Below are 17,510 nucleotides of genomic sequence, written 5' to 3'. Positions count from 1 at the left end.
AATATGCCGCGCAAGGCATGGAGTGGGCGCGGTCGCCTGCGCGCCGCGCTCACCACGTCACGTCGAGGGTCTCCAGGCCGCGGAAGAAGTAGCTCGCGATGTAGGTCGGCTCGTAGCCGTCGGCCAGGCGCATCCCGGGCAGGCGCCGCACCAGCGTCTCGAGGGCCACGCGGATCTCGGCGCGGGCCATCGGCGCCCCGGGGCAGACGTGCAGGCCGCGGCCGAAGGCGAGGTGGTCGCGGACGTTGGCGCGGTCGATGTCGACGACGTCGGGGTCGGGGAACGTGGTCTCGTCGCGGTTGCCCGAGCCGAAGAGCAGCAGCACCATCGTGCCCGCGGGCAGGTCGGTGCCGCCGAGGCTCGTGTCGCGGGTCGTGATGCGGAACAGGCCGCGGTGCGGGGCGTCGCGGCGCAGGACCTCCTCGGTGACTTTCGGGATGGCCTTGGCCGGGTCGGCCTGCACGCGGGCGTGGACGTCCGGGTTCTGCAGGATCGCCAGCATCGTCGCGGTGATCGCGTCCCGGGTGGTGTCGAAGCCGGCGACCCGGGCGGCCCCGCGCACGACGTTGATGACGTAGTCGTCGTCGAGGCCGGGGAAGCCGTTCGCCCCGTGCACCAGGTCGGAGATCAGGTCCTCGCGGCGGTGCGCGCGCCGGTCGTCGATGAGGGCCTGCAGGTAGACGGTGTAGTCGGCCATCCGGCGGGCCGAGGCGATGCGGTCCTCGAGGGGTGCGAGCAGGTTCCACAGCATGTTGACGTCGTCGGTCCACTGCTGGATCCGCTCGCCGTCGTCGGCCGGGAAGCCGATGATCGCGTTGATCACCGACTGCACGAACGGGACCGCATAGCCGCCCACCAGGTCGGCGCGGCCGTCGGTGAAGCCGTCGATCAGCGACTCCGCGGTCGCCCGCATCGTCGGCAGCATCGCGCGCACCCGGGCCCCGGTGAAGCCGGCATCGAACACGCGCCGGATGGGGTGGTGGGCGGGCTCGTCCTCGTTGACGACGGCGTTGGTCTCCGGGACGTGGCCGGCCCGCAGGACCTCGGTGACCTCGGGCGGATTCCAGTAGATCTTCGGGACGGCGACCGCCGAGGAGTACGTCGCCGGGTCGTCGATGACGGTGACGAGGTCGTCGTACTTCGTCACCATGTACGCGCCCAGGACCGGATTGATCATCGGCGAGTGGGCGCGGGCCTCGCGGTAGAACAGGTGCGGGTCCTCCCGGTGCGGGCTGACCATCGGGTTGAACTCGAGCGCGGGGCTGCTCTCGTCGGTGGTGGTCACGGCGTCGTGCCTCCCGGGGACGGTGGTGGGCCACCGACGCTAGGTGTGGCGTGGCTCACCCGTCGATCCGCGCGCGGTAGCCCGTGCGCCGGTTCCGGCAGTGCGCGACGGCGGCTCGCCGAAGGCGTCACGGTAGGACCGGGCGAAGCGGCCGAGGTGGGTGAAACCCCAGCGCGTGGCCACCTCGGCGACGCTGCCGCGGCCGGCGGCGAGGTCGTCGCGGGCGCGGCGCAGGCGCACGTCCCGGACGAGCGCCATGGGGGAGACGCCGTGGTGGCGGACCATGCCGTCGCGCAGGCCGCGGGCGCTGACCCCGGCGATCGCGGCGAGCGAGGCGACCGTCCACGGGTGCTCGGGGCGCTCGACGACGGCGGCCACCGCGCGGCGCACCGACCGCGGCCCCACCGCCGTGGCGGGCGTGGCGAGGGCGTCGCGATAGGGGTGGTCCGCCGTGTGCAGCAGGCCCGCGACCACCGCCTCGATCAACGGGCCCATCACCCGCGGGTCGGCGGCGAGCCCGCGCGGGTCGGCCGCGAGGTCGGCGAGCGTGCGCACCAGCGACCACCACCGGCGCCCGTCGTCGGTCTCGAGGTCGATCGTCGGCGCCAGCGCGACGGCCCCGCGCACCGGCCGGTCGAGCAGGGAGGCCAGCTGGTCCTCCAGGGCCCCGCGCTCGATCTTCAGCCCGAACAGCCGCCCGCCCTGGGCCCAGCCGTGGAGCCGGGCGGTGCCGTCGGGCCGGTAGACCGCGGCCGTCGTCGCCGTGGAGCACACGTCGGCGCGCCCGCTGCGCGTGCGCAGGACGCCGTCGAGGGCGATGTTCACCTCGTAGCCGGTGGCCAGCTCGCCGGTCTCGATCACGACCTCGCCGCCGTAGGACAGCACCCCGGCCGCCACCGCCCCGAGGTCCACGGCCGAGAGCGACATCGAGAACTCGCCCGGGTCGTGGAGCATCGTCAGGCGGTGCGGGAAGTAGACGTCCGCGCACTCCGCCCGAGCACGATCCGGGTCCGAGGTCGTGACCTGCACTGGGGGGCTACCCAGCCGGGGACCTTGTGGCGGCCGCCCGCGCCGCGATCTCCGCCCGGCGCGCGCCGGACGCCGGGACGCCGCCGATCGCCCAGTCGTCCGGCGGCACCTGGATGATGCGCCCGCGCACCCGCGACCGCTCCACCCCGAGGAGCTCGACGACGAGGTCGGTGAACTCCGCGAGCAGGCGGTGGCGCTGTTCGACCGGCCGGCCCTCGAGCACGATCGCGGTGAAGTACGGCGCGGGCTCCACCCGCGTCGACCCGCCGACCGCCCAGTGCTCCGGCGCGTGCAGCGTCAGGTAGGCGCGGACCCGCTCGATCGGCGACTCCAGCACCTCGGCGTAGCGCACGCTGAGGCGGTCGAGCAGCCGGGCGTGCTCGGCGGGGGAGTGGTCGCCCTCGACGAGGTGGAGCTCGAGCACGGGCACGTCGTCACCCCTGCTCGCGCTCGCGCGCCAGCTCCAGCGCGATGTCGATGATCATGTCCTCCTGGCCGCCGACGAGCCCCAGCTCGCCGCAGCGGCGCAGGATGTCGGGCACCGGGACCTTGTAGCGCTCGCCCGCGTGCTCGGCGTGCAGCAGGAAGCTGGAGTAGACGCCCGCCCAGCCCTGGGTGATGGCGTTGCGGTCCATCTTCGGCCACCGGTGCAGGTAGGGGCGCACGACGTCCTCGGCGGCGTCGAGCAGCGCGGTAACGTCGACGCCGGTCGCGATGCCCATCCGGTCGAACACCGCGGCGAGCACCTCGGTGGGCGAGTTGCCCGACCCCGCGCCGAGCGCGCACAGCGACCCGTCGATCTCCTTGACGCCCAGCTCCGCGGCGATCACGGAGTTCGCGACGCCGAGCGAGAGGTTCTGGTGGCCGTGGTAGCCGACCCACGCCTCGTCGCCGACCTCGGCGAGCAGCGCCTCGAACCGCGCCCGCGCGTCGTTCATCAGCAGCGCGCCCGCGGAGTCGGTGACGTAGGGGCACTGGCACCCGGCGTCGACCATGATCCGGGCCTGCTTCGCGAGGTCCTCGGGCGACGTGCGGTGGGCCATCATGAGGAAGCCGACCGTCTCCATGCCCAGGTCGCGGGCCACCCCGAAGTGCTGCGGCGAGACGTCGGCCTCGGTGCAGTGGGTGGCGACGCGCACGACGTCGGCGCCGGCGTCGCGGGCCCGGCGCAGGTCGTCGACCGTGCCGATCCCGGGCACCAGCAGCACCGCGATCTTCGCCTGCCTCGCCTCCTCGCGGGCCGCGGCGATGAGCTGCAGCTCGTCGGTGTGCGAGAAGCCGTAGTTGAAGCTCGAGCCGCCGAGACCGTCGCCGTGGGTGACCTCGATGACCTCGACGCCGGCGCGGTCGAGCGCGCGGACGGTGTCGCGGACCTGCTCCTCCGTGAACTGGTGCGCCTGCGCGTGGCTGCCGTCGCGCAGGGTGGTGTCGGTGAGCCGGACGTCGTGGCGAATCTCGGGTCGGCTCATGCCGGCACCTCCGCGTCGATGGTCGAGCTCCGCTCCGCTGCGTCTCCGAGGTCGGTCGCGATCAGCTCGCCCACCTGCGCGGCCGCGGCGGTCATGATGTCGAGGTTGCCGGCGTACTCCGGCAGGTAGTCGCCGTTGCCCTTGACCTCGAGGAACACGGCCACGCGGCCCCGCCCGCCCCACTTCTCCGAGGGCGGGTCGAACTGGGGCTCGGCGCGCAGCGTGTAGCCCGGGACGTACTGCTGGACGCGCGTGACCATGTCGTGCACCGAGGCCGCGACCGCGTCGGTGTCGACCTCCGGGGGCAGCGAGCAGAACACCGTGTCCCGCATGATCATCGGCGGCTCGACCGGGTTGAGGATGATGATCGCCTTGCCGCGCTTGGCGCCGCCGACCTCCTCGACCGCGCCCGCCGTGGTCTGCGTGAACTCGTCGATGTTGGCGCGCGTGCCCGGGCCCGCCGAGCGCGACGCCGCCGACGCCACGATCTCCGCGTAGGCCACCGGCGCGACCCGGGAGACCGCGGCGACGATCGGGATGGTCGCCTGCCCGCCGCAGGTGATCATGTTGATGTTCGGGGCCGTGAGGTGCTCGCCCATGTTCACCGCCGGGCACACCATCGGCCCCAGGTGCGCGGGCGTCAGGTCGACGGCCGTGATGCCCGCCTCCGCGTAGCGCGGCGCGTTGGCGACGTGCGCCTTCGCCGACGTCGCCTCGAAGACGATGCGGGGCAGCGGGTCCTGGCGCAGCAGCCAGTCGACGCCCTCGGCCGACGCGGCCACGCCCGCCGCACGGGCGCGCTCCAGCCCCTCGGACTCGACCACGCCGACCATCGCCGTGACCTCGAGGCGCGAGCTGCGCGCGAGCTTGGCCAGCAGGTCGGTGCCGATGTTGCCCGGACCGACGATCGCGGCCGGGACCTTCGCAGGCGCACTCATGCCCGCAGAGTGACACCGCTCACCGACACCGGGGAACCGCAGCGTTCCACCAGCCGGGACGCGCGTGCCCGTCAGCAGACCAGTTGCCGTCCCGCCCGGGCCGCCGCCCCGACGACGTCCTCGGCGCACCGGGCGAGCACGGGCCGCGTGAACAGCGACGACGGGCCCGCCACCGAGAGCCCGCCGACCGGGCGCCCGTCGGCGTCGACCACCGGCGCCGCCACCGACGTGCGGCCCGCCTGGAACGTCGAGGAGACGAGGTACCCGACGCGCCGTGCCGCGCCGAGCTCCTCGTGGAGGGCGCCGCGGTCGGGCGGGTCGACGCCCTCGTCGCGGCACAGGCGACCGACGCGCTCGTCGACCTCCGCGGGCGCCAGCCGCGAGAGCGCCGCCTTGCCGCAGCCCCCGCGCCAGGCGGGCGCCCGCAGCCCCACCCGGTTGTCCATGGGCGCCCGGACCGGGCCGGCCTCGCGGTGCAGGTAGACGGTCCAGCCGCCGACCAGCTGCGCGACGTGGACCTCCTGGCCGACGGCCCGCCGCAGCCCGCCCAGCCCGCCCTCGACGGCCGCGACGAGCCCGGTGCGCTCGATGATCTGCCCGGCGAGGCCCACGAGCAGCGGACCGAGCCGCCAGCCGCGGCCCGGGACGGTCTCGAGGAGTCCCTCGGCCGCGAGGGTGCTCGCCAGCACGTGCACCGTGCTGCGCGGGATGCCCGTGCGCGAGGCGAGGGCGCGGGTGGAGAGCACGTCGGACGTGGGGCCGAACGCGCGCAGCAGGACGGCGGACTTGCTCACCGCCGCCACCGTCACCCGTTCGAGGATGCTCCGCGGTGGGAAGCGGTGTCCAGCAGGACGGGACGCAGGCCTGGGTGGGTGACCGCGCCGCTCCCTAGCGTCGGCGTCATGGCGCGTGTGTTCCACGTCACGGCGGGCAGCAGCCGGTCGGGTCGTCGTCGAGCCGAGGAGACCCCTCGGGTGGCGCCGACGCCCCGGCGCGGCGGCATCGTCGCCGGCTACCTCGCGCCGCACCCGCCGCACCTCGTCTACGCCGAGAACCCGCCGCAGAACGAGCCGCGCTCCACCGGCGGCTGGGAGGTGCTGCGCTGGGGCTACGAGGAGCTCCGGACGCGCCTGCGGGCCCACGAGCCCGACGTGCTCGTGGTGCACGCGCCGCACTGGATCACGATGGTCGGCCACCACGTGAACTGCGTGCCGAACCCCCGCGGCGTCTCCGTGGAACCGATCTTCCCGCACCTCTTCCGCTACCACTACGACTTCCGCACCGACGTCGACCTCGCCGAGGCGATCGTCGAGGAGGGCGCCCGCGCGGGACTGGTCACCAGCGCGATGCGCGAGGACGGCGTGCGCGTCGACTACGCGACGATCGGGGCGCTGCACCTGGCCAACCCCGACTGGGACCTCCCGGTCGTGTCGCTCTCGGCCAACAACAACCCGTACTACTACTCCGACGCCTCGCTCGCGGAGATGGAGACGCTCGGTGCCGCCACCCGCCGCGCGATCGAGCGCACCGGCCGCCGCGCCGTGCTGCTCGCGTCGAACTCGCTGTCCCACCTGCACTGGGACACCGAGCCGGACCTCCCCGAGGACATGGGCGTCGAGCGGCCTTTCGACCACGCGCAGTACGCGGGCGACATGGAGCTGCTGCAGACCATCCGCGAGGGCCCGACGGCGCGGCTGAAGGAGGCCGTCCCGCGGCACATCGAGGCGACGTCGTCCGAGACCAAGGCGGGGAGCCTGACCTGGCTGCTCGCGGCGATGGGCTGGCCCGCGATCGCCGGCGACGTGCTCGCCTACGGCACGGTGATCGCGACCGGGAACGCGCTCGTCGAGTGGGTCGCCCCGTGACCCCCGCGGCCCTGGTCCCCGCCATGCCCCACCTGCTGGCGGGCGACCCCGCCGAGAGCTGGGCCGAGCTCGCCGCCGCGACCCGCACCGTCGGCGACCGCCTGCGCGCCGCGGGCGTCGACACCGTGCTGCTGCTCTCGACGCACTGGTTCACCGTGCTCGGCCACCAGGTGCAGTGCGACGACCGCCTGCGCGGCCGGCGCACCGACGAGAACTGGTACGCCTACGACTACGGGCACCTCGACCACGACCTGACCGTCGACACCGAGCTCGCCCACGCCTGGGCCGACGCGATCGACGCCGCCGGCATGCAGGCCCGGCGCACGCGCTACGACGGCTTCCCGGTCGACACCGGCGCGGTGGTCGCGTCGCGGCTGCTCGACCCGTCGGGGAACGGGCGCTGGGCCCAGGTGTCGTGCAACCTCTACGCCGAGGCGTCCGCGATGACCGAGGTCGCGGCGGCCGGGGTGCGGGCGGCGGCCGGGCTCGGCCGCCGGCTCGGGGTCGTTGCCGTCAGCGGGCTGTCGTCCGGGCTGACGCCGCGCTGGATCCGCCCGTCGCAGGACCGCGTCGAGCCCGAGCACGACCGCTGGAACCGCAAGGTCCTCGACGCGATCCGCACCGGCGACCGCGCGGCGGTGCTGGCGATGCGCGAGGAGTTCGCGGCGGCGGCGCAGGCCGACAGCCAGTTCCGCGCCTTCGCGTTCCTGGCGGGCAGCGGTGCGGTGGACGGGCCGGGCGAGGTCCTGGCCTACGGGCCGGTGTGGGGCACGGGTGCGGCGGTCGTCTGGTGGACGGGACAGGAGAGCTGATGGCACGCGCAGTGGGGTTCATCGAGGCCGAGGGGTTCGTGCCGGTCTTCGACGCGGTCGACGCCATGGTCAAGGCGACGGAGGTGGAGGTCCAGGGGGCGGTGCGCCTCGGCGGCGGGCTCGTCGCGGTGGCGGTGACCGGCGACCTCGCGACGGTCGAGGAGGCCGTCGAGGTCGGCGAGGAGGTCGCGCGGGCGGTGTCCGGCCGCGCGGTGAAGTCGATCGTGTTCGCGAGCCCGTGCGTCCCGGTCCAGGCCCTGGCCGGCGACATGGCGATGGTGGGGAGCTAGAGGTGGCCGAGCGGGGAGCCGGAGCGATCGGCATCGTCGAGACCCGCGGCGTGGTGGCGCTCGCGGCGGGCATCGAGGCGATGATGAAGACCGCCGACGTCGAGACCGTCACCGTCGACCGGGTCAGCAGCGGCTACCTGGCCGCCGCCGTGCGCGGGTCGCTGGCCGCGGTGCGCCAGGCCGTCAACGCCGGGTCTGCGGCCATCGAGCAGTACGGCGAGCTGCGCGCCGCCCAGGTGTACCCGAAGCCGCACGGGGTGTCGGTCGGGCTGCTGGAGAACGGGAGCGCGGACCGCCTGACCCGGGCCATCGGGGCGGGGACGGGGCAGTGATCCTCGGCGAGGTCGTCGGGCGGGTCTGGTCCGAGCGCGAGGTCGACGGTCTCGGCGGCGTGCGGATGGTGATGGTGCGCGAGCAGGACTCCGGGACGCAGCGGGTCGCGGTCGACATGCTCGACGCCGGGACCGGCACCACCGTGCTCGTCGCGACCGACGAGGCCGCGGCGGCCGTGACCGGGCGCAGCTGCGTCGACGCCGCGGTCGTCGCGCTGGTCGCCGGGTGGGATGCGCCGTGAGTGCGTGGATCCTGGGCCTCGCCGACCCGGCCGCCGCGGACGTCGCCGCCGTCGGCGGCAAGGGCGCCGGGCTGCACCGGCTGGTGGCGCTGGGCGCGCGGGTGCCGTGCGGGTTCGTCGTCACCACCGACGCGTTCCGCGCGGCGCTCCCGGACGTCGACGACGTGGAGGCGCCCCTGCGGGACCTGGCGCCGGACGCCCCCATCGACCAGGTCGAGCGCGCGGCCGCCCAGGCCCGCGCGCGCCTGCTGCGTGCCGCCACCACCGGGCCGGTCCTCGACGCCGTGCGCGCGGCCTACGACGGGCTCGCCGGCGGCATCACGCGGGTCGCGGTGCGCTCGTCGGCGGTCGGCGAGGACGCCGCGGGCGCGTCGTTCGCGGGCGAGCACGACACGTTCCTCGAGCTGCGGGGCCGCGACGCGGTCGCCGACGCCGTCTGCCGCTGCTGGGCGAGCCTCTACACCGCCCGCGCCGTCTCCTACCGCGAGCACGCCGGGAGACGCAGCGGAGCGGAGCTCGACCATGGATACGGCGCGGGGCCGGCCGGCGCGATGGCCGTCGTCGTCCAGGAGATGGTCCCCGCGCGGGCCGCCGGGGTGTTCATGACCCTCAACCCCGCGAACGGCGACCGCTCGACCGTCGTGTGCGAGGCGGTCTGGGGGCTGGGGGAGCCGCTGGTCTCCGGGACGGTGACCCCGGACCGCTTCGTCATCGACAAGATCAGCGGCGAGGTCGTGCGCCGCGAGGTCGCGGAGAAGGCGCGCGCCCTGGTCCGCGACCCCGAGCACCCGGGCACGCGCGAGACCGACGTCCCCGCCGAGCGCCGCGAGCAGCCGTGCCTCGACGACGCCGAGCTCGCCGAGATCCTGGCGCTGGCCCGCCGCGTCGAGCGCGACGCCGGGGTGCCGCAGGACGGCGAGTTCGCGGTGGCCGAGCCGGGCGGACCGGCGCGCGTCCACCTCCTCCAGACCCGTCCCGAGACGGTCTGGAGCGCCCGCGGCCCGCGCGCCGCCACCGACACACCCGGCACGCGGACCGCCCTGTCCGCGGTCCTGGCGACGCTCACACGAGGGGCTGTGACCCCGACGCCCGAAGGAAGGCCCGACCATGGCGGCTGACCGTTTCCCGAGCCCGTTCGAGATCGAGACCCCGCCCGGCGCCGAGGGCTGGGAGTCGATGTACGACTGGTACCACCTCTTCGGCCCGGAGCGCCGCGAGCTGGACGAGGGCCGGTTCTGGTTCGCCGACCGCCTGCACCACCCCGACGTCCTGCACCCCTACGACGAGATCCAGTGCGAGTGCTGGTGGCAGGCGCTCGGCGCGTTCAACACGCGGATCTTCGCGATGCCGCCCGCGTTTGGCGTCGACCAGCGGATCGTCAACGGCCGCCTCTACGTCACCCCCGTGCCGGCTCCGGCCGAGCACATCGGGGCCCGCGCCGAGGAGTTCGGCCGCCGCGCCGGGCACTACTACGAGCGCTGGGACGCGATCTACGCGGAGTGGAAGGAGAAGGTCACCGCGAGGCTCTCCGAGATCCGGGAGATGCGGTTCGACCCGCTGCCCGACCTGGAGCCCGAGAGCACCGTGTTCGACCACGTCGGGCACTCGGCGGGGTTCCGGATGATCCGGGACTTCGACCGTCTCGTGCTGACGATGTACGAGACGTACCAGTACCACTTCGAGCTGCTCAACATCGGCTACGCGGCCTACCTGACGTTCTTCGGGCTGTGCCGCCAGGCCTTCCCGGACATCTCCGACCAGTCGATCTCCCGGATGGTCGGCGGGCTGCGGGTCGAGCTCTACCGGCCCGACGACGAGCTCAAGCGCCTGGCCAAGGAGGCCCAGCGGCTCGGGCTCGTCGAGCGCCTGTCGGGCACCGAGGACGCGGCGTCGCTCTTCGCGTCCTTGCGGGGGGACGCCGCCGGCGCCGAGTGGGTCGCGGACTGGGAGCGCACCGCGGACCCGTGGTTCCTCATCAACACCGACCCCGGGCACCCCGGCGGTTACCACACCTACCCGACCTGGGCGGACCAGCCGGACATCCCGCTCGCGTCGGTCCGGGAGTACCTCCGGCGCCTGGAGGAGGGCGAGTCGATCGACCGCCCGACCGACGAGGTGCTCGCCGAGCGGGACCGGATCACCGCCGGCTACCGCGAGCTGCTCTCCGACGCCGACCGCGCCACCTTCGACGAGACCGTCGCCCTGGCCCGCCAGGTCTTCGCGTTCATCGAGGAGCACGTCCTCTACATCGAGCACTGGATGTGGGCGACGTTCTGGGCGAAGTCCCACGAGCTCTCCCGGGCGCTCGCCGCGATGGGCGAGATCGACGAGCCCGAGGACATGTTCTTCCTGCGCCGCTACGAGGTCGCCGAGGCGATCTACGACTGCGTGGCGGCGTGGTCGGTCGGCTCGCGGCCGCGCGGCGCCGAGCACCTCCGGCCGACGATCGCCCGCCGTCGCGAGATCTACACCGCCCTGCGGGCCTGGGAGCCGCCGCCGGCGCTCGGGCCGCCGCCGACGCAGATCGACGAGCCGTTCACCGTGATGCTGTGGGGGATCACGACGGCGTCGGTGGCGGAGTGGCTCCGCGCCGACTCCGAGGACGGCACCCTGCGGGGCACCGCGGGCTCGCCGGGGGTGGTCGAGGGCCCGGTGCGGGTGGTCACGCACCCCAACGAGCTGCCCGAGGTCCAGCCCGGCGACGTGCTGGTCTGCCCGGCGACGTCGCCGGCGTGGGCGCCGGTGTTCGCGCGCGTCGCGGCGACCGTCTCCGACGTCGGCGGGATCATGAGCCACACGGCGATCGTGTGCCGGGAGTACGGGATGCCGGCGGTCGTCGGCACCGGCAACGCGGTCTCGACGCTGCGGACGGGCCAGCGGGTGCGGGTGGACGGGAACAGCGGTGTGGTGACGGTGCTGTGACCTCCTGCGCTCCTCGCCCGCCCGACGGCTCGGAGCCCGTCCCGGTGGACGCGGTCCGCGCCGGCCGGCGGCGCGCCCTGCGCCGGACGCGGACCGCGAGCGGCACCCTGCTGCTCGACATGGGCGGGGTCGTCATCCCGACGCTGTTCGAGTCGACGGCGGTGCCCGGCTTCCCGGCCGGCCCGACGGGGGTCGACGAGGACTACCGGTCGGTGGAGGCCGGCGCCTCGCAGGAGCGGGACTACTGGGCGCGGCTGGCGCAGCGGCGCCCGGACCTCGACATCGGGGCGCTGTGGCGCGACTGCTCCTACGTGCGCAACGAGGTGCTCGGGCTGATCGCCCGGCTCGCGGGCCGGGTGCGGGTCGTCGCGTTCACCAACGACATGGCGCACTGGTTCGGCGACGACTGGCCCACGCGCTTCCCCGCCGTCGCCCGCTTCGACGGGGTGCTCGAGGCCGCGAAGATGGGCGTGCTCAAGCCCGACCCGCAGGCCTTCCGCGCGGCCGCGGACGCGCTGGGCGAGGACCCCCGGCGCTGTCTGTTCGTCGACGACCTCGCCGCGAACCTCGACGGGGCCCGTGCCGCGGGCATGGCCGCCGAGCTGTTCGAGGTCACCGACCCGGCGGGCTCGGTCGCGCGCGTCGCCCGGGCGCTGGGGCTGCCGGCCGAGGAGCCGCGGCGGCGGAGGGTGTGGTCGCCGTGAGTACCCCGGAGCAGCGTCTGACCGAGCTGGGGCTGACGTTGCCGGGGTTGAGGAGCCCCGCCGGGCACTACCGCGGCTGGACCATGGCCGGGGACGTCCTGCACCTCGCCGGGCAGGGCGCCGACGGGCACACGGGCCGGCTCGGCGCGGACCTCGGCGTCGAGCAGGGCTACGCCGCCGCCCGGGGGTGCGCGCTCAACCTGCTCGCCCAGACCCGCGACGCCCTGGGCTCGCTCGACCGCGTCGCCCAGGTGCTCGTGCTGCGCGGCTACGTGGCGTGCACCGACGACTTCGTCGACCAGCCCGGTGTCGTCGACGGGGCGTCGGATCTGCTCGCGGCCGTGTTCGGCGAGCGCGGCGAGCACGCCCGGACCGCGATCGGCGTGCGCGCGCTGCCGAAGGGGTTCGCCGTCGAGCTGGACGCGATGCTGCGTGTCCGCTGAGCGCCGGTCCTACGGGCCGGGGGAGCACCGGTTCGTCGACGTGTACCCCGGTGCGGGGCCACCCGTCGTCCTGCTCCACGGCGGCTTCTGGCGGGCGCGGGTCGCGCTCGACCACATCGCCCCGGTCGCCGAGGCGCTGCACGCGCGCGGGCACACGGTCGTCAACGTCGAGTACCGCCGGGTGGGTCAGGCGGACTGGCCGGCGACGCTGAACGACGTCGAGGCGGCGCTGCGCACGGTCGACGGGCCCGCCGTGCTCGTCGGCCACTCGGCGGGCGGGCACCTCGCGGCGTGGGTGGCCTCGCGGGTCCCGGTGCTCGGCGTGGTCTCGCTGGCCGGGGTGCTGACGCTGGCCGACGCCGCGCGCGAGGGCATCGGCGACGGCGCGGTCCAGGACTTCGTCGGGGCTGCACCCGACGAGGCGCCCGACCGGTACGCCGCCGCCGACCCGGTGGCCCTGCTGCCGCTGGGCGTCCCGCTGCGCGCGGTGCACGCGCCCGGCGACGACCGCGTGCCGCTGTCGATCAGCCGGTCCTACGTCGCCGCCGCCCGGGCCGCCGGGGACGACGCGGAGCTCGTCGAGGTCGCCGGCGACCACTTCACCCTCGTCGACCCGGAGCACGCCGCGTGGCCGACCGTGTACCGACAGGTGACGGATCTGCTCGCTGGTGAAGAGGGTCGCTGACCTGCGACGATCGTCGTCGTGAGCGTCACGCTGCTCGAGCGCGCGAGCGAGCTCGAGGTGCTCGCCGGCGCGGTCACCGCGGCCGCCGACGGACGCGGCGGCGTGGTGCTCGTCGCGGGCGAGGCGGGCATCGGCAAGTCCAGTCTCATCTCCTCGTTCGTCGCCGCGCTGCCGCCCGGCACCCGGGTGCTGCTCGGCGCCTGCGACGACCTCGTCACGCCCCGCACGCTCGGCGCGATCCGCGACGCGTTCGCCGGGCACTCCGAGCGCCTCGACCGCCTCCTCGCCGAGGGCACCCGCGACGACGTGCTCGTCGGCGTGCTGGCCGAGCTCGCCCGGCCGACCGTGCTCGTCGTCGAGGACGTCCACTGGGCCGACGACGCCACCCTAGACGTCCTGCGCTACGTGGCGCGCCGCATCGAGCGGACCTCGGCCGTGCTCGTGGTCTCCTACCGCGACGACGAGGTCGGCCGCGACCACCCGGCGCAGCGCCTGCTCGGCGCGCTCACCGGCACGGCGGTGCACCGGGTGGTGGTGCCGCGCCTGTCCCTGCGGGCCGTCGCCACGCTCGCCGGCCCGTCCTCGGTGTCGGTCTTCGCCCTCACCGGCGGCAACCCGTTCTACGTCACCGAGGTGGTCGCGGCCGGCGACGACACCGTCCCCCTCACGGTCGCCGACGCCGTCATGGCGCGCCTGCACCGGCTCCCGCCGGCGACCCGCGGTGCGCTCGAACAGCTCGCCGTCGTGCCCTCGCAGGTCGAGCTCCCGCTGGCCCGGGCGCTGCTGAGCGACCTCACGGTCCTCGCCGAGGCCGAGCGGCGCGGCGTCCTGCAGGTGCGCGCCGACGCCGTGGCGTTCCGGCACGAGCTGGCGCGCCGGGCGGTCGAGGACTCGCTGCCGGCCAGCGAGCGGATGCGGTCGCACGCCGCCGTGCTCGACGCGCTCCTCGACGGCGCTCCCGAGCAGGTCGACCTGCCCCGCGCGCTGCACCACGCCGTCGAGGCCGCCGACGACGCGCGGGTGGTCGACCTGGCCCCGCGGGCGGCGGAGCGGGCGGGGCGCGACGGCAGCTACGGCCAGGTGATCGGGTGCCTGCGCCTGCTGCTCGCGCGCGAGCACCTGCTGCCCGCCGCCGAGGCCGCGGCCGCGCGCAACCGGCTGGCGTCGGTGCTCTGGGCGACCGACGAGCCCACCGAGGCGCTGGAGCACGGGCTGGCCGCGGCGCGGACCTACGAGGAGCTCGGGGACGTCGCCGCTCTCGGTGAGGCGCTGATCGTGCTCGGGCCGGCGCAGTGGTCGCTGGCGCTGACCGCCGACGCGAAGGCGAGCCTGGCCCGGGCCGTCGCGCTGCTCGAGTCGGTGCCGGAGACGCCCGCGCGGACCTTCGCGCTGCTGTGGCGCTCGGTGCTGCTCGCCATGACGGGCGACGAGGACGTCCTCCCGTCCGCCGAGGCGGCCGCCGCCTCCGCGGAGCGCACCGGCGCCCCCGAGCACCTCGGGATGAGCCTGACCTGCCTCGGCCGGGCGCGGCTGATCGCGGGCGAGCACGACGACGGTCTCGCGCTCATGCGCGAGGGGCTGGCCGGCACCCGGGCGGCCGGGGCGCACACGTTCACGCTCATCGCTCACGGGCTCCTGGTCCTCGACCTGTTCGGGCTCGGGCGCTGGGACGAGTGCGCCCGCCACCTGGAGGAGGCGATCGCCTACGCCGAGGAGCTGGAGACCTGGTTCCTCGCCACGTCGTGGCAGGCCGTCGGGTACCGCCTGCGCGCGGTGCACGGCGACTGGGACCCCGCGATCGCCGGCCTACGGGGGATCGCCGGCGTCCGCGGCGAGCCGGAGCGCGGCTCACTGCGCTACGCGCTCCCGCCCCTGGCCCGGCTGCTCGCGCGGCGGGGCGACGACGACGCCCCCGCGTACCTGGCGTGGTCGTGCGACCTCGCCGCCCGCGCCCGGTGCTACGACGTCTCGTGGACGTCCGGGCTGCTGGAGATCGAGACGGCGTGGCTCACCGGGCGCGTGGGGGACGCCGACGAGGCGGTCGCGCGGCTGGAGGGGCTGACCGCCGCGCCCGGCCGGGAGCTCGACCGCGGCGAGCTGGCCCGCTGGCAGCGGCGTCTCGGACGGGCCGTCGAGGTGCCGGCGGGGGCCCGCGCCGTCCACGCCGCCGGGATCCGCGGCGACTGGGAGGCTGCGGCGGCCGCGTGGGAGGCCGACCGCGCCCCGTACCACCAGGCGCTCGAGCTGCTCGACTCCGGCGCGGCGGAGCCGACGCTGCGCGCGCTGCGGATCCTCGACGGGCTCGGCGCGAAGCCGGCCGCGCGGATGGCCCGCCGGCGGCTCCGGGAGCTGGGCGTCACGCACATCCCGCGCGGGCCGTACGCGGCGACGCGGTCGAACCCCGCCGGGCTGAGCGACCGCCAGACCGAGGTGCTCGCGCTGCTCGCCGAGGGGCTGACCAACGCCGAGGTGGCGGCCCGGCTCGTGATCTCGGAGAAGACCGCCGACCACCACGTGTCGGCGATCCTGGCCAAGCTGGACGTGCGCACCCGGCGCGAGGCCGCGGCGGTCGCGCGGGAGCTGGGCGTGGCGCCGGACCGTCGGCGCGAGCCGCGGTGAGCCCTCGTCAGGCGTGCGGGTAGCCCCGCCCCGCGTAGTCGAAGCCACCCAGCTCGAGGCGCGTGAGGTCGGGTGCCTGGGGCGAGGCGTAGTAGGCGCGGATCTCGGTGATGCGGCCCTCGTCGTCGAACTCGTACCACTCCGCGCCGCGCAGGATCACCCCGAGCGAGCCCTTGTGGTGGGTCCACTCGCACACCGCCCGGCGGCGCGGCTCGTCGACGACGATCGCGTCGACGGTCCACGACGACCCGCGCTCGCGCACCGCGGTGGCCCAGCGCTGGGCGATCACGCGCGCGCCCACCCACGGCCCGTCGTACATGTCCGGCGGGAAGTAGTGCCGGGCGTTCCCGGCGAGGTGGCGGGCGACCGCGTCGGCGTCCCCGGACGTGCACGCGTCCATGTAGCCCCGCACGGTGGCCTCGAGCTCCGCCGACGTCGTCCCTGCGCTCAACCCGGCCTCCTGATCTCGGTGTGCCGGGCGAGGATGCGGATTTCCTGACGTTCAACGCAAGCGTGGCCCCCAGGCTGGAACACGCGCGGCCGAAGGGGGACGGCCACGCGAGGATGAGCGGCATGGGCCAGAGCGGGCGGGTGCGGCAGGACGAGGTGTACCGGGCGGGGATCACCGGGCGGCGGCCGGCGGTGCCGACGGCGTTCCCGGCGCTGGAGCGCCGCGCGCGGTGGGCGATGTCGCGGCGCGCCCACGCCTACGTCGCCGGCGGGGCCGGCAGCGAGGAGACGGTCCGCGCCAACCGGGCGGCGTTCGAGCGGCACCGGATCGCGCCGCGGATGCTGCGCGGGGTCGGCGAGCGGGACACCTCGGTCGAGCTGTTCGGCCGCCGCCACGACCACCCGCTGCTGCTCGCCCCGATCGGCGCGACCGACCTCGTGCACCGCCGCGCGGACCTCGCCGTCGCCGAGGGCGCCGCGCACGCGGGCGTCTCGATGATCGTGAGCAACCAGGCCGGCTTCCCGATGGAGGAGATCGCCCCGCGCGCCACGGCCGGCTGGTGGTCCCAGCTCTACTGGTCGACCTCCGACGACCTCGTCGACAGCTTCCTGCAGCGCGCCGAGGCGGCGGGCGCCGGCGCCGTGGTGGTCACCCTCGACACGACGACGCTGGGGTGGCGCCCGCGTGACCTCGACCTCGGGCACCTGCCCTTCGCCCGCGGACTGGGCATCGCGCAGTACACGTCGGACCCGGTGTTCGCGCGGCTCGCCCAGGAGACCGCCGACGGCCCCCGCCGGGCGAGCCCCCGGCCCACGCCGGCCGCCGTCCGGACGCTGCTCGAGATCAGCCGCCACCACCCCGGTGCGTTCCTCGACAACCTCCGCTCGCCGCTGCCCCGCGCGGCCGTGGAGACGTTCCTGCGCGTCTACTCCCGCCCGACGCTCGCGTGGGACGACATCGCCACCCTGCGCTCGCGCACGCGGCTGCCGGTGGTGCTCAAGGGCGTGCTGCACCCCGACGACGCTCGGCGCGCGCTGGACCACGGGGTCGACGGCGTGCTGGTCAGCAACCACGGCGGGCGCCAGGTGGACGGGTCGGTGCCGACGCTCGACGCGCTGCCCGGTGTCGTGGAGGCCGTCGACGGGCGGGCGCCGGTGCTGCTCGACTCCGGGGTGCGCAGCGGCTCGGACGCGGCCCGCGCGCTGGCCCTCGGGGCGAGCGCGGTGTGCCTCGGCCGGCCCTGGGTCTACGGGCTCGCGCTGGCCGGGGCGGCGGGGGTGGCGCAGGTCGTGCGCGACGTCCTCGCCGAGCTGGACCTCACGCTCGCCCTCGCCGGGGCCCGCACACCGGCCGACGTGGAGCTCGCGCCGTTCGCCAGCGGGGAACCGGCCGTGCGCCCGGGACGGTGATCACGCCAGGGTGGA

At 75.5% G+C, this 17,510-nt stretch carries 19 protein-coding genes; 12 read left to right on the top strand and 7 right to left on the bottom strand.

Annotated features, from left to right (window positions below):
* Positions 1 to 49: 49 nt before the first annotated feature.
* The 6 genes from WCD58_RS02055 to WCD58_RS02030 all read right to left on the bottom strand — a co-directional run bounded on the left by WCD58_RS02055 (position 50) and on the right by WCD58_RS02030 (position 5,515).
* Positions 50 to 1,285: a cytochrome P450 gene (locus tag WCD58_RS02055; protein ID WP_337698963.1), complete on the bottom strand. Its 1,236-nt coding sequence runs from the start codon at positions 1,283 to 1,285 to the stop codon at positions 50 to 52.
* A 39-nt stretch (positions 1,286 to 1,324) separates the two neighbouring features.
* Positions 1,325 to 2,314 (bottom strand): AraC family transcriptional regulator, encoded by a 990-nt coding sequence (locus tag WCD58_RS02050; protein ID WP_337698962.1) that lies wholly within the window; start codon positions 2,312 to 2,314, stop codon positions 1,325 to 1,327.
* A 7-nt stretch (positions 2,315 to 2,321) separates the two neighbouring features.
* A complete protein-coding gene (locus WCD58_RS02045) occupies positions 2,322 to 2,744 on the bottom strand; it encodes a tautomerase family protein (RefSeq protein ID WP_337698961.1) in 423 nt (140 codons plus the stop codon).
* Between the two features lie 4 nt (positions 2,745 to 2,748).
* On the bottom strand, positions 2,749 to 3,783 hold the full coding sequence (gene dmpG, locus WCD58_RS02040) for a 4-hydroxy-2-oxovalerate aldolase (RefSeq protein WP_337698960.1): 1,035 nt from the start codon (positions 3,781 to 3,783) through the stop codon (positions 2,749 to 2,751).
* On the bottom strand, positions 3,780 to 4,721 hold the full coding sequence (locus WCD58_RS02035; RefSeq protein WP_337698959.1) for an acetaldehyde dehydrogenase (acetylating): 942 nt from the start codon (positions 4,719 to 4,721) through the stop codon (positions 3,780 to 3,782). The genes dmpG and WCD58_RS02035 overlap by 4 nt, the downstream gene beginning before the upstream one ends.
* Positions 4,722 to 4,792: 71 nt before the next feature.
* Complete coding sequence (locus WCD58_RS02030) at positions 4,793 to 5,515, bottom strand: IclR family transcriptional regulator (RefSeq protein ID WP_337698958.1); 723 nt, start codon at positions 5,513 to 5,515, stop codon at positions 4,793 to 4,795.
* A gap of 108 nt (positions 5,516 to 5,623) precedes the next feature.
* Here WCD58_RS02030 and WCD58_RS02025 point away from each other — a divergent pair, with 108 nt between their 5' ends.
* From WCD58_RS02025 to WCD58_RS01975, 11 genes are read left to right on the top strand one after another with little or no spacing between them, the layout of a single operon-like run.
* Positions 5,624 to 6,586: a DODA-type extradiol aromatic ring-opening family dioxygenase gene (locus WCD58_RS02025; protein WP_337698957.1), complete on the top strand. Its 963-nt coding sequence runs from the start codon at positions 5,624 to 5,626 to the stop codon at positions 6,584 to 6,586.
* A complete protein-coding gene (locus WCD58_RS02020; RefSeq protein WP_337698956.1) occupies positions 6,583 to 7,398 on the top strand; it encodes a DODA-type extradiol aromatic ring-opening family dioxygenase in 816 nt (271 codons plus the stop codon). The genes WCD58_RS02025 and WCD58_RS02020 overlap by 4 nt, the downstream gene beginning before the upstream one ends.
* Positions 7,398 to 7,688, top strand: a complete 291-nt coding sequence (locus tag WCD58_RS02015; RefSeq protein WP_337698955.1) for a BMC domain-containing protein — start codon at positions 7,398 to 7,400, stop codon at positions 7,686 to 7,688. The genes WCD58_RS02020 and WCD58_RS02015 overlap by 1 nt, the downstream gene beginning before the upstream one ends.
* Positions 7,689 to 7,690: 2 nt before the next feature.
* A complete protein-coding gene (locus WCD58_RS02010; protein WP_337698954.1) occupies positions 7,691 to 8,020 on the top strand; it encodes a BMC domain-containing protein in 330 nt (109 codons plus the stop codon).
* Positions 8,017 to 8,262, top strand: coding sequence for a EutN/CcmL family microcompartment protein (locus tag WCD58_RS02005; RefSeq protein WP_337698953.1), 246 nt, complete (start codon positions 8,017 to 8,019; stop codon positions 8,260 to 8,262). The genes WCD58_RS02010 and WCD58_RS02005 overlap by 4 nt, the downstream gene beginning before the upstream one ends.
* The gene (locus tag WCD58_RS02000; protein ID WP_337698952.1) at positions 8,259 to 9,380 is read left to right on the top strand and encodes a PEP/pyruvate-binding domain-containing protein; all 1,122 of its coding nucleotides are present in this window, start codon (positions 8,259 to 8,261) and stop codon (positions 9,378 to 9,380) included. Before WCD58_RS02005 ends, WCD58_RS02000 begins: the two co-directional genes overlap by 4 nt.
* Positions 9,370 to 11,184 (top strand): PEP-utilizing enzyme, encoded by a 1,815-nt coding sequence (locus tag WCD58_RS01995; protein ID WP_337698951.1) that lies wholly within the window; start codon positions 9,370 to 9,372, stop codon positions 11,182 to 11,184. Before WCD58_RS02000 ends, WCD58_RS01995 begins: the two co-directional genes overlap by 11 nt.
* Before the next feature lie 44 nt (positions 11,185 to 11,228).
* On the top strand, positions 11,229 to 11,888 hold the full coding sequence (locus WCD58_RS01990; protein ID WP_337698950.1) for an HAD-IA family hydrolase: 660 nt from the start codon (positions 11,229 to 11,231) through the stop codon (positions 11,886 to 11,888).
* Positions 11,885 to 12,331 carry a RidA family protein gene (locus tag WCD58_RS01985; protein ID WP_337698949.1) on the top strand — a complete coding sequence of 149 codons (447 nt, stop codon included), beginning with the start codon at positions 11,885 to 11,887 and terminating at the stop codon, positions 12,329 to 12,331. Before WCD58_RS01990 ends, WCD58_RS01985 begins: the two co-directional genes overlap by 4 nt.
* Complete coding sequence (locus WCD58_RS01980; protein WP_337698948.1) at positions 12,321 to 13,016, top strand: alpha/beta fold hydrolase; 696 nt, start codon at positions 12,321 to 12,323, stop codon at positions 13,014 to 13,016. The genes WCD58_RS01985 and WCD58_RS01980 overlap by 11 nt, the downstream gene beginning before the upstream one ends.
* Before the next feature lie 18 nt (positions 13,017 to 13,034).
* A complete protein-coding gene (locus WCD58_RS01975; protein ID WP_337698947.1) occupies positions 13,035 to 15,635 on the top strand; it encodes an ATP-binding protein in 2,601 nt (866 codons plus the stop codon).
* A gap of 7 nt (positions 15,636 to 15,642) precedes the next feature.
* Here the strand turns inward: WCD58_RS01975 and WCD58_RS01970 are convergent, their stop codons facing one another.
* A complete protein-coding gene (locus WCD58_RS01970) occupies positions 15,643 to 16,086 on the bottom strand; it encodes a nuclear transport factor 2 family protein (protein ID WP_337698946.1) in 444 nt (147 codons plus the stop codon).
* A 122-nt stretch (positions 16,087 to 16,208) separates the two neighbouring features.
* On the opposite strand from WCD58_RS01970, the gene WCD58_RS01965 reads away from it, so the two are divergent.
* A complete protein-coding gene (locus tag WCD58_RS01965) occupies positions 16,209 to 17,495 on the top strand; it encodes an alpha-hydroxy-acid oxidizing protein (protein ID WP_337698945.1) in 1,287 nt (428 codons plus the stop codon).
* Positions 17,496 to 17,510: the final 15 nt, after the last annotated feature.

Source organism: Actinomycetospora flava (genome assembly GCF_037400335.1).
GTDB lineage: Bacteria > Actinomycetota > Actinomycetes > Mycobacteriales > Pseudonocardiaceae > Actinomycetospora > Actinomycetospora flava.
Note: the sequence above shows the minus strand (reverse complement) of the source record. Positions and strands in the feature narration are given on the sequence as shown.